Source organism: Chryseobacterium sp. JJR-5R, assembly GCF_034047335.1.
In the GTDB taxonomy this organism is placed as follows: Bacteria; Bacteroidota; Bacteroidia; order Flavobacteriales; family Weeksellaceae; genus Chryseobacterium.
The window spans coordinates 1,781,695-1,796,558 of sequence record NZ_CP139137.1; the positions used below are offsets into that span (position 1 = coordinate 1,781,695).

A 14,864-nucleotide genomic window follows, 5' to 3' on the forward strand; every position below is an offset into this window, starting at 1 on the left:
AAATATGAAAAGATTATTGATATATTTTACAACAGTATTTACAATTTTAGGAAGCAATAAAATAAGTGCTCAAAACAATATTAACCCTGATCCGACATCATCTTCCATTGAAAGTTATATAAAATATCATGCTTCTCCTGCTTTAGGAGTTCCCTCTGTAGATATCCCGTTATATAGATTAGAATCAGATGATCAGAAGGCTTCAGTAGCCCTGTCATTATCTTATCATCTGTATAATTCCCGAACTGGGATGGCACCTACTGAAGTGGGATTGGGCTGGACGTTATCTAAAGGCGCAATAATTTCGAAAGAAGCTAATGCAAATAGAAATGAATTTACTGAAATTACTAATTTAACCCAGCAGAATTCTGATCGTTTTTATTACAATATTCCGGGGTTTAACGGGATGTTTCAAATATATAAAGATCCTGTAACCAATGAATTAAAACTGTTTGACCTGTCGGCAAGCAAACTCAGGATCGAATTTGTCCGTGATCAGACAAGTACTAAACTTATTATCAATTCATTTAAGATTACGGATGATAGAGGATTAATATATAATTTCAATGCTTACAATATTACAGCTTTTCAAACTCATGCTTTGCAGGATCTGAAAAATCAGAGAACATCATATGTTCCCACAACCATTACTGATGTTAATAATAGAATATTGGTGACATATTCTTATGATTTGAAGACCAAGACAACTTTAAATCCTTATGGCTCAACAGCAATTAAATACAAAATCAATAAGCTTAATACCATCGCAACCTCTAAGGGAAAATTGAAATTTGAGTATGATTATAATGAAAATGCTGATAATGGTAACCAAAACAAAGAGTATTATACAGTAAATAATATATCATTGTTTACAAAATCAGATAAATTTATTTCAAAATTTAAGTTAACAATAGATAATTTTGTTGGTTTAGGTGGACTTAAAAAGTTTGATTCGAATAATAATCAGATAGAAAACACTTCCTTCGGCTATGGAGACGGTTCAGATACTCAATACGGGTATATTGATGGTAATGGTCATTCATATTATGGAAATCATCCATGTCATTCTTCTGATTACATCAATCCACAAAGATATGTTTATAAAGTGCTTAAAGAAATAAACTTCCCAACGGGAGGAAGAATTGAGTATGCTTATGAAGCGAATGAAGAATTTGCTGATTATTCCAACATAGATTACGAAAATGCCAATTTATATTCAGACCCGTTTAATCAGTATTACGGTATTACAGATAATATATTATTTGATACCAATAGCACAAGGCAATACACATTTACTGTACATGGAACTCCGGGGACTGTCTATCCTGTAATGGTGGGGCTCGGTTTAGACCAATTAAATGACTATGGAGTTACTTTGCATGGGCAGCCTATACCTTTTGATTTTTCTGTTCTCAACTCAGGCAATTCAGTAATTACAACGGACAATTCGCTAAATTCCTGTACCAGCTACTCATCAAGCAAGCATTATAAACTTTTGCCGGGGACCTATAAAATTAAAATTAACAATTGGGGCGGAGCGGGTAATTTTAATATTGTTGAGTTAAAATCATTACCTAAACCTTACAAAAATTTTCATCCGGTATATTATGGGGCGAGGATAAAGAAAATTACGTATTACGATGGAGCAACGGTATTAAAGCAAAAGAAATATGAATATAGTTCTTTTACTGACCCCATTTCTTCTACAGGAAATTTAATTGATGATCCTACATATCCCTATGTCTTATACAAGAATGTCAGGGAAACTGAAATTTCAGGAGATCATAACAATGGTCATACCGATTACTATTATAATATCCCTTATGATTACTCTGAATTTGGAAGCGTTGGTAATGTTCAGGCCCACTTTAACCTGACTTCGTACGGTGTTTTGACCCAGAAAAAAGTGTACAATTCTCTAAACCAGCTACTCTCTGGTACAGAATACATTACCAATTTCAAAGAGGTCCCGAATGCACAATCCCAGACTAATGGTTATTATCAATTTAAGCCATCTTATATTTTATCCACAAAAGCAATAAGCACAGAAAAGTGGGGGGATGCTGAACTTGTTACTACAAAGGAATCGACTTTCAGCCCAGATAATTTTCAGGAAGTGCATTCAAAGGTAACGACACATAATGGAGATGTACAGGAAACAGTCACTAAATACGCACAGGATATTTCCGATACCCGTTTAATTAACTCCAATATGGTTTCGGTACCGTTGGAGACAGTGGTAAAAGATAACGGTAATATCTTGTCAACCGACAGAATTATCTTTGGCAATACGGCTCATTTTTATCCGACAGTAGTTGAACATAAGAACCTGGCACAAAACCCTCAGGTACAAATGACATTTGACAGGTATGATGACAAAGGCAATCTGATTCAGGCTACCGATAAAGCGGGGATCACTACCACAACCATTTGGGGATATCATCAGACCGTGCCGATAGCGCAGATTACCGGAGCAAAATACACTGACATCTCTGCCCTGCCCGTTATTACAGCAGCGGTAAACGCATCCAATGCAGATGCAGATAACGGAACAAATGAACCCTCCCTTGTAGCCGCTTTGGTAAATCTTCAAGTACATAATGATTTAAAACAGTATCCCATAACCGTATATACTTACGATCCGTTGATAGGGGTAACAAATTCAATATCTCCTAATGGATTGCGGACATCATACAGTTATGATGCTTCAGGAAGACTTGTTACAGTGAAAGACGGCAATGGAAAAGTTATCAAAGAAAACCAGTATAATTACAGACACTACTAACCCATGAAAAGAAATTTAAATATATTCATTCTGCTGTTTACGGCAGTAATGTCATATGCACAGACAAACCCGTTTTCTACTACTGAAAATTATATTTATACCAAAAACTGCCTGGATGCCGATTGTATTAAAAAGGCTGAAGCAGTTCAGTATTTTGACGGGTTGGGAAGGCCTAAACAAATTGTTGGGATCAAAGCTTCCCCAAATCAGAAAGATGTTGTAAGCCATATAGAATATGATGAGTTTGGCAGGATTCTGAAATCTTATCTGCCGGTTCCTCAGACAGGAACACAGAATGGTGCGATCTATGAGAACCCTTTGGATAATGCCACTCATCCTGATATTTACGGTGCAGAAAAGATATATGCTGTACAGGTTGTGGAAAATGCACCTATAACAAGGATTAAGAAAAGCTTCAGCACAGGGAATGCATGGGCAGACAAACCGGTAACCTATAATTATAATACGAATACTTTAGTCAGTGAGGTGAAGAAGTACGGCATTATCACTGCGTGGGTTGAAAGCAGGACAGATTCCCAATTAAGCTTTTCAGGATCGTATTACCCGATCAATTCCTTAATGAAAATATCGGTAACCGATGAAGACGGTAATACTGTAGCGGAATACAAAAACGGGAAAGGGCAGACAGTACTCGTCAGGAAAAATGACGGGACCCAGGATGTTGACACCTATTATATCTATAACGAATACAATCAGCTGGCTTTCGTCATCCCGCCGTTGGCATCGGTGTTGGCATCGATTGACGAGACCAAACGGAACAGCCTCTGCTACCAGTACCGGTATGATGAGTTCGGAAGGTTGGTGGAAAAGAAAATTCCGGGTAAAGCCTGGGAGTATCTTGTATACGATAAACAGGACAGAGTAGTACTTACACAGGACGGGATGCTGGGAACTGATACCAACAACTTTGCTAACAGAGGCTGGATGTTTACCAAGTATGATAAGTTCGGAAGAATTGTTTATACCGGCTTCTTTGCCAATGCCGGCACCAGATCTGCCCTGCAGACGTCGATCAATAATATGGCAGCCAATGCCGGAGATAATGAAGAAAGAAGCACCACGCCGTTAACCTTAAACGGGATGGATGTTTATTATACCAAAAATGCCTACCCGACGGCAAACATAACGGTGTTAAGTGTCAATTATTATGATACCTATCCGCCGCTTCCGGCCGGGGTCAGCATCCCCACCCAGGTGCTGGGCCAGGATGTTCTAAGCCAAGATACGCAGAATGCTCCGGTAAGTACCAAAACCCTGCCCACCGCCTCCTGTACCAAAAATATAGAAGATGACAGCTGGACGAAAGACTTTATCTGGTATGACGGGAAAGGCCGTTCTATCGGAGTGTACTCATTTAACCATCTGGGAGGATATACCAAAACCGAAACAGAGATTGATTTTTTAGGAATCACACAACGTTCAGTTACAAAACATAAAAGAATTAATGCAGATATTGAAAAACTTGTCACCGAAACATTTGAATATGATGCACAAGACAGGTTATTGGTACATAAACATCAGATCAATAATAATCCTGTTGAAATTTTATCGCAGAATACCTACAATGAGCTTTCACAGGTGAAAAACAAAAAAGTAGGAGGAACATCAGCCTCTGATCCACTGCAGAGAATTGACTATGCCTACAATATCCGTGGCTGGATGACGAAAATTAATGATCCCAAAAACCTTAACGGAAAACTGTTCGGCTATGAAATCAAATATAACCAGGTGGAAGGGTTGCAGGTTCCCAATAGCGATTATCCCGGCATTCAGGTAAAACCGAGATACAACGGGAATATCGCCGAAACGGACTGGAAGACCAATACCACGGCAGGTGATCACCTCAGAAGATACGGATATGTCTATGACGGGCTCAACCGTCTTTCCGCTGGCTTTTACCAGAAAGATACCAACCCTTCCGCTAAGGAATACTTTGAAAAAACAGACTATGATCTCAACGGGAATATCACGAATCTGAAAAGGTCCGCAGAAGCACAGCAGGGTGCTCCGGCATATCTCATAGACAATCTTACGTATGTTTCGGACGGCAACCGGCTGATTACCGTTACCGATGCTTCAACAGACGACTACAGGGGATACCCTGATGTATCCGGAATTGCAATGACCTATTATGAGGAAAACGGCAATATGAAAAGCCAGAAAGACAAGGGAATCCTTGATATCAGATACAATTATCTGGATCTTCCCAATGCTGTAACCTTTGATAAGACTTATATTCCACGGGTTAGCCTCGGAGGAGCAGGAGCAGCAGGGGATTTTAATGTGAATACCCAGTATCTTTACCGGGCAGACGGGGTAAAGCTGAGAAAAACCTATACGTATGGGTCAGGGAAAACAAATGCTGAAACCTCAACCCGGACAGAATACCTGGACGGTTTCCAGTATGAGGCGACAAGCACAACAGGGAAATTCTCTTTGGGATTAAAGTTTGTACCAACGGCAGAAGGCTATTACAATTTTGAGAAAAATCAATATATTTACAGCTACAACGACCATTTGGGAAATGTTCGTCTGAGTTATTTTAAAAATGCCGCCGGCAGCGCAGAAGCTCTTGAAGAAAACAACTATTATCCCTTTGGGCTGAAGCATGAAGGCTACAATCCGTTAGCAGGCAATCCTTCCTATCAGTATAAATACAATGGTGTAGAGTTACAGAAGGAATCAGGTATGTATGCCATGGACTGGAGAAGCTATATGCCGGAACTTGGAAGATTCTCAGCAATGGATATGCTTTCTGAGTCCTATAATGATTCTACACCTTATCATTTTGCACTAAATAATCCGGTTTTTTATTCTGATCCTACAGGGATGTATACCAGTACACATGGTGGATATTTATTTACAGATACTGCAGAGATAGCTGGTTTGCAGCAGTATTTCGGTAATGGAGGCAGTGTTAATGGTCTCGGAGGATTTATGAGTGGAAATGAAACTTTCAAAGAAGATATTCCTGGAATTACTTTTAATGGAAAAGGGGGTAAAGATACCTGGAACTTAGGAGGTAACTATCTCTTTAATTCTTATTCCATGTATAATGCCGTACTGCAGGGACTAAACGGTTGGAATTTCCAAATGGAATCCAAAGCAATGGCTGAAAGTTTGTCAGGCGTGAGAAATGACGGGCCTATTAAATATGTTGGCGGTGCGGGTGATCCGTTGGGGGTATGGGAAGTAGGAGGAATGGCACTCTCCGCCGGCAGCAGTGGAAAAGGAAACTATATTCTGGCTGCTTTAATGATCACAAGAAGTGGAAACACTACAGGATTAAAAATGTTATCTGCAGAGCAAGGGATTTTGGAAGCTGAAACATCCATTTTAAAGACACAATTTGCCGCTGAAAAAAATATAATTTCATCTAGCGATTTTTTAAGAATTGAAAATGCTGCATCAAGAATTAATAAACCAATTACAGTAGTAGGAAGTAGAGCAAATGGTACAGCTAAAGCTTATTCTGATTGGGACTATGTAATTGAAGGGTTGAATAGTAGAGAATGGTCTAAAATCAAAAATTCAATTCCTGGTGCTCGATCTATAATAGATAATACTCCAAGAAATATTGATATTTTTAAACAACTTGATTTATCAAGACCGTATCTTAAAATTCATCCACGTTAAAATTTTTATAAAATGTTAAACACTATAGATCAAATTTTCATAAATAAATATGGGCAAGGATTAATTAGTATTGAACCTTTCAAAGTTCTTTTTACCGATTTTAAAATAGATAAAAAAAGAGAATATCTAAATGGGATTATGTATCTCATTTTACAGTCCAAACCCAATAATGACGATATAGATATTGCTATAATTGAAAGTAATTTAAAACCATCTTATACACCATGTGTTTTATTAAAAAAAGGTATTACTAAATATCAACTAGAAAAAATAATAATGTTAATAGAGAAAGAATTAGATAAAGTACTTCTTTTATTTATGAATCTTTTTAAAATAGCATATTTCAGAAGATTTATTGAAGAGAAAAATGATTCGAATAAATGGTGGTATTGGGATTTGTCTTTACCTAATATTGAAAGTAAAATTTTAAAAAATTATTAATAAAAATAGTTAGGAAAATTCTTTGAAAGTATTGGTCTAAAAGGAGTTAAATCTTTTAAACGAAGAAATTGAAGTAAGCATAGATACTAATGATCCCTGTCAATGGATTTTAATTAATAATAACTTATTTTTTATTACTGAAGAAGTAGAAGATGAAAGCTTTGGAATTATTTTACAATGATCAAATAATATTGAAATTTCTTATTATGATGCTATACATATGAGTAGTTAAAGTTATGTGCTAAAATTATTAATAAGTAATAATGGAGTTGTTATCTTTTTTTGAGACAAAAAATTTTATACTTCTTACTTTTAGATAAAAAAGTAGGATATTGAACTTTCAGTATTTTACTTTCATAAAATAAGTTTCGCCAAAAACAGCTATGGATTAAAGGAATTCTCAGGCAGATATAGTTAGATTTTCCGGGGTTGACACACTTTCTGAATCCTATGATGGCTTTTCGCCCTATCATTTTGCGATGAATAATTCTGTCTCATATTCTGATCATACGGGAATGTATTTTACGGATCATTATGGGAATTATAATACGACCAATACGGCTGAGATCAGTAAATTACAGGACTATTTGGCAGCGGAGGAACCGTAGATGATGTTGGAATTTTTATAAATGAGAGTGACGTTTTTAAGGAGGATATTTAGGAAGTTGTTGTAAATGTTATAGGTAAAATAAAGATAACCTGGAACTTAGGTGGTAACTATCTTTTTAATTCTTATTCCATGTATAATGCCGTACTGCAGGGGCTGAATGGTTGGAATTTCCAAATGAAATCCAATGCAATGGCTGAAAGTTTGGCGGGCGTGAGAAATGACGGGCCTATTAAATATGTTGGAGGTGCAGGTGATCCGTTAGGGGTATGAGAAGTAGGAGGAATGGCACTCTCCGCCGGCAGCAGTGGAAAAGGAAACTATATTCTGGCTGCTTTAATGATCACAAGAAGTGGAAACACTACAGGATTAAAAATGTTATCTGCAGAGCAAGGGATTTTGGAAGCTGAAATAAATATTGCAAAAATAAATAGTAGGCATTATCTAAACTCAAACTCAATAGCTTCAGGAAAAACACGTCCTGGAACATTTGCTCCCCGAAATATACTACAAGAAGATATTTCTGCATATAATGCCGGTAATTTCTCCAAAATAGGAAGTGATGTTTCTATAAATGGTAGAATGTATGGTGTTAAAAATCAAGGTGATACATTATTTCCAAGAAGTGGTGGAGCTTCAGAATTCATAGATTTAACTCAAGGACAAATTAAAGCGATCCAACTAATGAAGAAAGTTCCAGCAGGAAGATTAAATCAAGCATTAAAAGGAGCTGGAATTTCTCCTGCAGATGCTAGTTTTGCAAGAGAATTTATAATTAAATATTAAGATATGGACAATTATATTTGCTATTTAAAAGGAAAAAAAGAAAATATCCATCTAATTAAAATATTAAGTGATATTTTTAAATGTAGAGATGAATTTATAGGAGATTTATTAGGTTCTAAAAATTTTGCAATAAGATTTGAGAATAGATTATTAGATAATATTTCTGAATTTTGTACCGAATTAAATATTTACATTGATGATACTATAAAAAAGGTAGCTATTACTAATAATTTTTTATTTGGCATTGAATTATCAAAGTATCTAAATGAAGAAATTGTAATAAGCACTCACAGTGATGATCCCTGTCAATGGATTTTAATTCAAAATAACTCATTTTTTATTGCTGAAGAAGCAGATGACGAAAATTTTGGAATTACTTTACAAAGATCTGAAAATATTGAAATTTCTTATGATGATGCCATACATATGAGTAGTTAAAGTTATGTGCTAAATTATCAATAAGTAATAATGAAGTTGCTATCTTTTTTTAGACCCAATTTATACTTTTTTTACTAGATAATTTAGATAATAGAAATAAGGTATTGAAAGTTCAATACCTTATTTTTCATAAAATAAGTTTCTCCAGAAATAGCGCAGGCATTTTTCAGCTTAAAGACAACAATGATTACTATCCATTTGGTATGAGCTATCTGAAAATGGGGGAATTATTATTTTGGAGCAGGAAGCTATGTGAAATATAAATTTAATGGTGTAGAACTTCAGGAGACGGGGTTATATATTAAGGATTGGAGAAACTAACTGACAGATATAGCCAGATTTTCCAGGGTTGATGACTGTCTGAATGCTATGATGGCTTTTCTCCGTATCATTTTTGCGATGAATAATCCAGTCTCATATTATAATCCTATCGGAATGTATTCTACGGACTGCAATGGGAATTACAATATTATCAATACAGCTGAGATCAGTAAATTACAGGACTATTTTGGCAGCGGAAGAAACGTAGATAGAGTTGGAAGTTTTATAAACGAAAATGACGTTTTTAAGGAGGATATTCAGGAAATTGTTGTAAATATTACAGGTAAAGGAAATAAAGATACCTGGAACTTAGGAGGTAACTATCTCTTTAATTCTTATTCCATGTATAATGCCGTACTGCAGGGGCTGAACGGTTGGAATTTCCAAATGAAATCCAACGCAATGGCTGAAAGTTTGGCGGGCATGAGAAATGATCGAGGGGTGATGATGGTGGATAGTATGTGGGATGCATTGGGAATTGTTATTGCAAACAACATATCTTCTGAAAACAAAACCGCTATGTTAGGATTAGGTGCTTTGGCAATTGTTTTATCCAAAGGACAGGCTACAGATGAGGTTTTAAAAGCAGGATTGGCTGTTGAAAAGACAGAGATGAAAGTTCTTTCTCGGACAGAAATGGCCGGTATTTGGGGAGCCGGACCATTGCGAATTGATCCTAAAAACCTACCTAAAACCGTAACAGAAGATTTTGTTGAAATCTTAGCAGGAAGAGGTCTTAGGCAACTCGACGAATTCGGAGTACCAGCTATAACTCAGAATAGATCAGGGATAAATCGAAAATGGGTTGGCGCTTTAGAATGGAAAATAAATGATGTAAAAGGAACCACATTAAATGGAAGTAGAATAGTTCAGCATCCTAGCGGACGATGGGGATTAGTTACTAATCATGATTATACACAAATTTTAGAAATACCAATAAGTTCAGTAGTAAAATGGAAATAAAGTTTTTATTAAATGATAATATATTATTATCTACAAAGTATATAAAAGTAATTACTAAAAAGGATTTTGATAAAATCATTATCATAAAAAATGATATTAAATATGCAAATTTACAATTTAGGGATATTTTAAATAAAGATATAATTATCAGATTGGATTTTAAAGGAATTAAATCTTTTAAAAATGATTATTTTTTTAATGTTTCTAATTTGTTAATTAAAACAAAAGAAATTATAATATCTGGTATACTTAATGATCCTTTAGGTATTTACAATCAGGGATATCTTGATAATTTCAAATTGCTTACAGATAAAAAAGAAAGAATAAAATGGTATGAACTAAATTCAAAGCAAAAATATTATTATTTAAGAGGTTGTGCTCTACTTAGTGGTGTTAGAGAAAATATAGATAACGAAAATCCTATTATAATTATTGATTTATCTAATGCTAAAATAGATTTGGATGTTTATTACGAAATTGGAAAAGCATTTTTTAAATCTTATGGTTATTTCGGTACTGAATTTCATTCTTTTAGAGATTGCTTAATTAATATTATTAAATTTCTAAAGAAAAAAGAAAAAATGCCTCTTTTAAGGATAAAAGGATTTAAGAATTTTGAAGAATATTTTTTAGACAGCGATTTATTTAATGATTTCTATGAGAAGTTTACAAATGTTGGTTTTGAAATTGAAAATATTAAATAATAAGATAAATAGTTGTGAAAGACTTACTTAAAAATATTAGTCGAGAGCTATTAATGTTTGGTATGAAAATATTTGAGCTTGAGTCAGAATAATGTAAATACTATATAATTTCTTGAGGTTTATTAATTGGAAAAAGCTGTTTAAATTTGTTTAGGAAAAAAAGTTTTGAGAAAATTAGCAATTTTGGATTGCAATCTAAAAGACTAATAACCGGATGGAAGATGGGGATTAATTATTAACCACGACTACAAAAAAATTATAAACTTACCTACAAACTCAGCATTAAAATGAAAATAGAATTTTTATTTGAAGAAAAGACTTTATTGTCAGCAAAATATATAAAACTAATTACTAAAGAAGATTTTGTCAGAATAGTTGTTAAAAAAGAAGATATTAAATCTGTCAATTTTCAATTTGGGAACATTTTAGATAAAGATTTAGATGTCACAATTTCTTTTAAGAGTTTTAAAAGTAACTATATTTTTAATATTTCAGATATACTATTTAAAACCAACGAAATTATTTTAATAGGAGTACTTGTTGATTCTTTATATCTATATGATCAAGGATATATTGATAATTTCAAATTGCTTACTGATAATAAAGAAAAAATAAATTGGTATGAATTAAATAAAAAACAGAAATATTATTACTTAAGAGGATGTTATTTTTTAGGAGGATTAAAAAAAACAATAGAAAATAGAAAACCTATAATAACCGTCGATTTATCTAAAGTCAAAACAGATTTAGATGTTTATTATGAACTCGGGAAAGCCTTTTTTAAATCATATGGATATTTTGGGACTGAATTAGATTCTTTCGTTGATTGTTTAATAAATATTAGTACATCAATTAAAGATGAAAAAACTATTTTTATTTTAAAAATCAAAGGTTATGAGAATTTTAAGAAAAATTTTTCAGATAATATTCTTTCAGAAATTTTTTATGAAAAATTTACAAATATTGGTTTTAAGATTGAAAATTAAAAATAACGTTTTTTAAAGTAATGAAAATAGAATTTGTATTGCAAGAAAAATATTATTCAGAACACATTATATTAAATTAGTTCACAAAAAGATTTGATAAAATAACAGAGTATGGGGAGGCTTTTAACCCCGACGGAAGGAAAATAAGTCCTGTGCAGGTAAACGGCCCGGGAAAAGATGCGGAATGAAATCCTGATAAACCCGGCGGAGCAAATAATCCTGCCCTTATAGAGGAAATTATACTTGATGCACCTCTTAAGCCGCTGGGAGTCAGTTCAGGTTCGGTTATACCCTACAGTTGTGAGATGTGTTACAGTGGAAACGGCATAACCCCCGGGATAACCCTTCCACTGTCTCCGGCTGCTGGGCCACCTGCAAGTTTTTACCAGCCTGTTTTACATAGTGGTTCGGCTTATATGATGAGCGGGGATATGTTTGGATTCACTGATTTGATTGGTACAGTATTCACTAGCTTAGAACCAGATAATCAGGAGCAGGCAATTGGTTTTGCAGCCCTTGCCATTATAGCAACCAAAGGGAGAGCTGCATCAGGAATTATTAAGGCTGAAAGTAACTTATGGAAAGTTGTAGCATACAATGAAATGAAAGGTTTAGAAGCTGGTTTACAGGCTCATCACGTTGGGCAAAAAAGCCTTATGACCAAATTTGTTTCTGAATACAATATGTTGAAAGCGCCATCTATTTTAGTTCCTGAACTAGGACACGTAAAAAACATTCCAGGTCTTGGTAGAATGGAAATAACAAGAGGTATAGGAAATTTCACAAATGCTCGTCAAGTTATTGCTAGAGATATTTTCAAATTAAGACGTGTTTATGGTTCACAAGGGATACCAAATAGTGCACTGCAAGAATTAATTCAAATGAATAAAACAATGTGTCCAAGTGCATTTATAAAATAATTAAGAATGGAAAATATAATTGATAAAATTTATTCTGAAGCTGTAAAAGGATTAGATGAGGAAATATTAAAGAATTGTGATGCTTGGTATAACTATGTTTTGAATCTACCTAAAGGTCAACAAGTTGTTTATACTATTACTTTGCTTAACTGGCAAATAGAAAACGGTGGTTTTCATCAATATTTTTTCAATTCTTATGGACAATTTGCTTATTTAACTATTAAAAATTTAAAATTAATAGGTATACCTCAAAGAGCTGGTTTGTTAGATGCTGCAACTCATCTTGTAAATGAAGAATATCTGATTGAAGATACTTTCAGGCATCTAATTTTTAATAGAGAATTATCAAAAATTGTAGGCTTTGATGAGATTTTATTTAATAAATTAAATGATTTAGATGATAAGTATTATAGTATGGAAGATGAAAATATTTTTGATTTTTTAGAAGATTATTTGCATAAAATAGAATAATGAGATTAATCCAGGAGTGACTCGATATATGGTATATGCATTTTAAGGAGGCTAATATTGTATTGGAATCTGCAATGAAAACGAATCCATTATTAAAGGAATTAGGTATAGTTATACCAAAAGCGCTATCGGGTTCAATTATTGGAAAATCTCCAACCAATTGGGTTTGGCATCATAATATTGGCGAAGGAATTACCCTTTACAAGCAAATATGGAAGCAGGAATATTATCCACAGATATTGGTAAGCTAGGATGGAGCTATAATGACGGTTTTTATGGAAAATATGGTGATGGAAAAGGACATAATTTTGGTGCTGTAGGTATAAAGTTATTATCAAAACGATTAAGTGCTGGAGGAAAGATAGATTGTGTAACTAACCATGCAATTCCAACTGCAGGGAACTTACTAGACTATTATCCAAATAATGGTAACTTTGAATGGGAGGTGAATTTTGGACCAGGTAAGTCTCATTGGTCGCCAGGCAAGGGTACAGATGCTGATATTTTAAATATAGGTCTTAAAAGTAAAGTAAGAGGAAGTAATAAAGAAAGCTGTAATTATTGTGCTGATTTAGGAATTGGATTTAAGGCGCTTTTAGGAATAGATATAAAGTTGATAATAGGTTTTAAATAAAAATTTTAATAACTAAGTTTGGAATAATACAAATGAAATATTACATAGCTTTCTCAAAAAAGTCTATCGACATTAATAGTAACAATGATTTAGTTTTTCGTACAGTTTGTAAAAACTACCTTTTCAAAAGAAAATATTTTATATATGATTATAAAAATGATTTATTATGTGTTTTTGAAAAGAATGATTTTTTACTGTTTTTTACTAAAACTAAAATTATAACGAATAATTTAAATTATGATTTTTCTTATTCTAAAAAAGGACAAACTAATTTCTTAAAATTAAATAATGATATTATCTCATATAAGGAAAATTTGATTGGATATTTGAAATCTGAATTTATGCTTAATAACAAGGCAATTGGAACTATTAATGAAGAATATAAGTTTCCAAATAATATGATAAATTTTAATTTTTATGAAGACAATATAATCAATAACAGTTGTTTGATACTGTTTATAGTATCAAGTACATCTTATTGGGATCCGAACTAAAGTTGATATATAACTAAAAATTTATAGAGAATAATTAATTTTATAATAATGGACGACTTTAGTAATTCTGAAATTACACCTACTAAACGAAGATCTCTTTTGCCTTTGTGGATAAAGGGCTTTTGTTTGTTGTTTATGTCAACAGCCTTTATAGCAATTTTAAGAATGATATTGTTATTGTTTGACCTAAATACTGAGTTTGAATTTTATGGTTTAAATGCAAAAGAAAATATACCTATTAATGGAATTATTGTTTTTCTTGTTTTTATGTTACACGGTTTTACAGCGTATAGCTTATGGTTTGAAAAAGATTATGCAATAAATTTAGGTGTTATAAATGCTTCAATTGGTTTTATATTATGCCTATTTTCAATGGTTGTAAGCTTTTATTATGGTCATTTAACTATCAGATTAGAAATAATATTATTAACACTTTTTTTATTTAAACTATTGAAAATTAAACCTAAATGGAATTCGACATCTTAAACTTCGAGGTAACGTTTTAGGTTATATATCAGAGTAATTGATGATATAATTTTAGAAATCAATAAAAATTAAATAATAAAAAACAATAGTAGATAATCCCTGCTCTTGTTATTTTTTAAGATAAAGATATCCTCAAATTAATGAACATTATTCCTATGTATCAGAGTTAGT

Annotated in this window: 13 protein-coding genes; all 13 read left to right on the forward strand. The window is 33.1% G+C overall.

What is annotated here, in order from left to right:
- Window positions 1–4: 4 nt before the first annotated feature.
- Window positions 5–2,785 carry an RHS repeat domain-containing protein gene (locus SD427_RS08120; protein WP_320560773.1) on the forward strand — a complete coding sequence of 927 codons (2,781 nt, stop codon included), beginning with the start codon at window positions 5–7 and terminating at the stop codon, window positions 2,783–2,785.
- Between the two features lie 3 nt (window positions 2,786–2,788).
- Complete coding sequence (locus SD427_RS08125; RefSeq protein WP_320560774.1) at window positions 2,789–6,442, forward strand: DUF6443 domain-containing protein; 3,654 nt, start codon at window positions 2,789–2,791, stop codon at window positions 6,440–6,442.
- A gap of 12 nt (window positions 6,443–6,454) precedes the next feature.
- A complete protein-coding gene (locus tag SD427_RS08130) occupies window positions 6,455–6,883 on the forward strand; it encodes a DUF5958 family protein (protein WP_320560775.1) in 429 nt (142 codons plus the stop codon).
- A 739-nt stretch (window positions 6,884–7,622) separates the two neighbouring features.
- The gene (locus SD427_RS08135; protein ID WP_320560776.1) at window positions 7,623–7,763 is read left to right on the forward strand and encodes a hypothetical protein; all 141 of its coding nucleotides are present in this window, start codon (window positions 7,623–7,625) and stop codon (window positions 7,761–7,763) included.
- A 12-nt stretch (window positions 7,764–7,775) separates the two neighbouring features.
- Complete coding sequence (locus tag SD427_RS08140; protein ID WP_320560777.1) at window positions 7,776–8,276, forward strand: hypothetical protein; 501 nt, start codon at window positions 7,776–7,778, stop codon at window positions 8,274–8,276.
- 3 nt (window positions 8,277–8,279) lie between these two features.
- Complete coding sequence (locus SD427_RS08145; protein WP_320560778.1) at window positions 8,280–8,714, forward strand: hypothetical protein; 435 nt, start codon at window positions 8,280–8,282, stop codon at window positions 8,712–8,714.
- Window positions 8,715–9,149: 435 nt separating this feature from the next.
- Window positions 9,150–9,998, forward strand: a complete 849-nt coding sequence (locus SD427_RS08150) for a hypothetical protein (RefSeq protein WP_320560779.1) — start codon at window positions 9,150–9,152, stop codon at window positions 9,996–9,998.
- Window positions 9,989–10,702 carry a hypothetical protein gene (locus tag SD427_RS08155; RefSeq protein ID WP_320560780.1) on the forward strand — a complete coding sequence of 238 codons (714 nt, stop codon included), beginning with the start codon at window positions 9,989–9,991 and terminating at the stop codon, window positions 10,700–10,702. The genes SD427_RS08150 and SD427_RS08155 overlap by 10 nt, the downstream gene beginning before the upstream one ends.
- A 287-nt stretch (window positions 10,703–10,989) precedes the next feature.
- Window positions 10,990–11,688 carry a barstar family protein gene (locus SD427_RS08160; protein ID WP_320560781.1) on the forward strand — a complete coding sequence of 233 codons (699 nt, stop codon included), beginning with the start codon at window positions 10,990–10,992 and terminating at the stop codon, window positions 11,686–11,688.
- A gap of 416 nt (window positions 11,689–12,104) precedes the next feature.
- Complete coding sequence (locus tag SD427_RS08165) at window positions 12,105–12,608, forward strand: hypothetical protein (RefSeq protein ID WP_320560782.1); 504 nt, start codon at window positions 12,105–12,107, stop codon at window positions 12,606–12,608.
- A gap of 6 nt (window positions 12,609–12,614) precedes the next feature.
- A complete protein-coding gene (locus SD427_RS08170; RefSeq protein WP_320560783.1) occupies window positions 12,615–13,079 on the forward strand; it encodes a DUF4375 domain-containing protein in 465 nt (154 codons plus the stop codon).
- A 211-nt stretch (window positions 13,080–13,290) separates the two neighbouring features.
- Window positions 13,291–13,713: a hypothetical protein gene (locus SD427_RS08175; RefSeq protein ID WP_320560784.1), complete on the forward strand. Its 423-nt coding sequence runs from the start codon at window positions 13,291–13,293 to the stop codon at window positions 13,711–13,713.
- A gap of 542 nt (window positions 13,714–14,255) precedes the next feature.
- Window positions 14,256–14,693 (forward strand): hypothetical protein, encoded by a 438-nt coding sequence (locus SD427_RS08180; protein ID WP_320560785.1) that lies wholly within the window; start codon window positions 14,256–14,258, stop codon window positions 14,691–14,693.
- Window positions 14,694–14,864 lie beyond the last annotated feature (171 nt).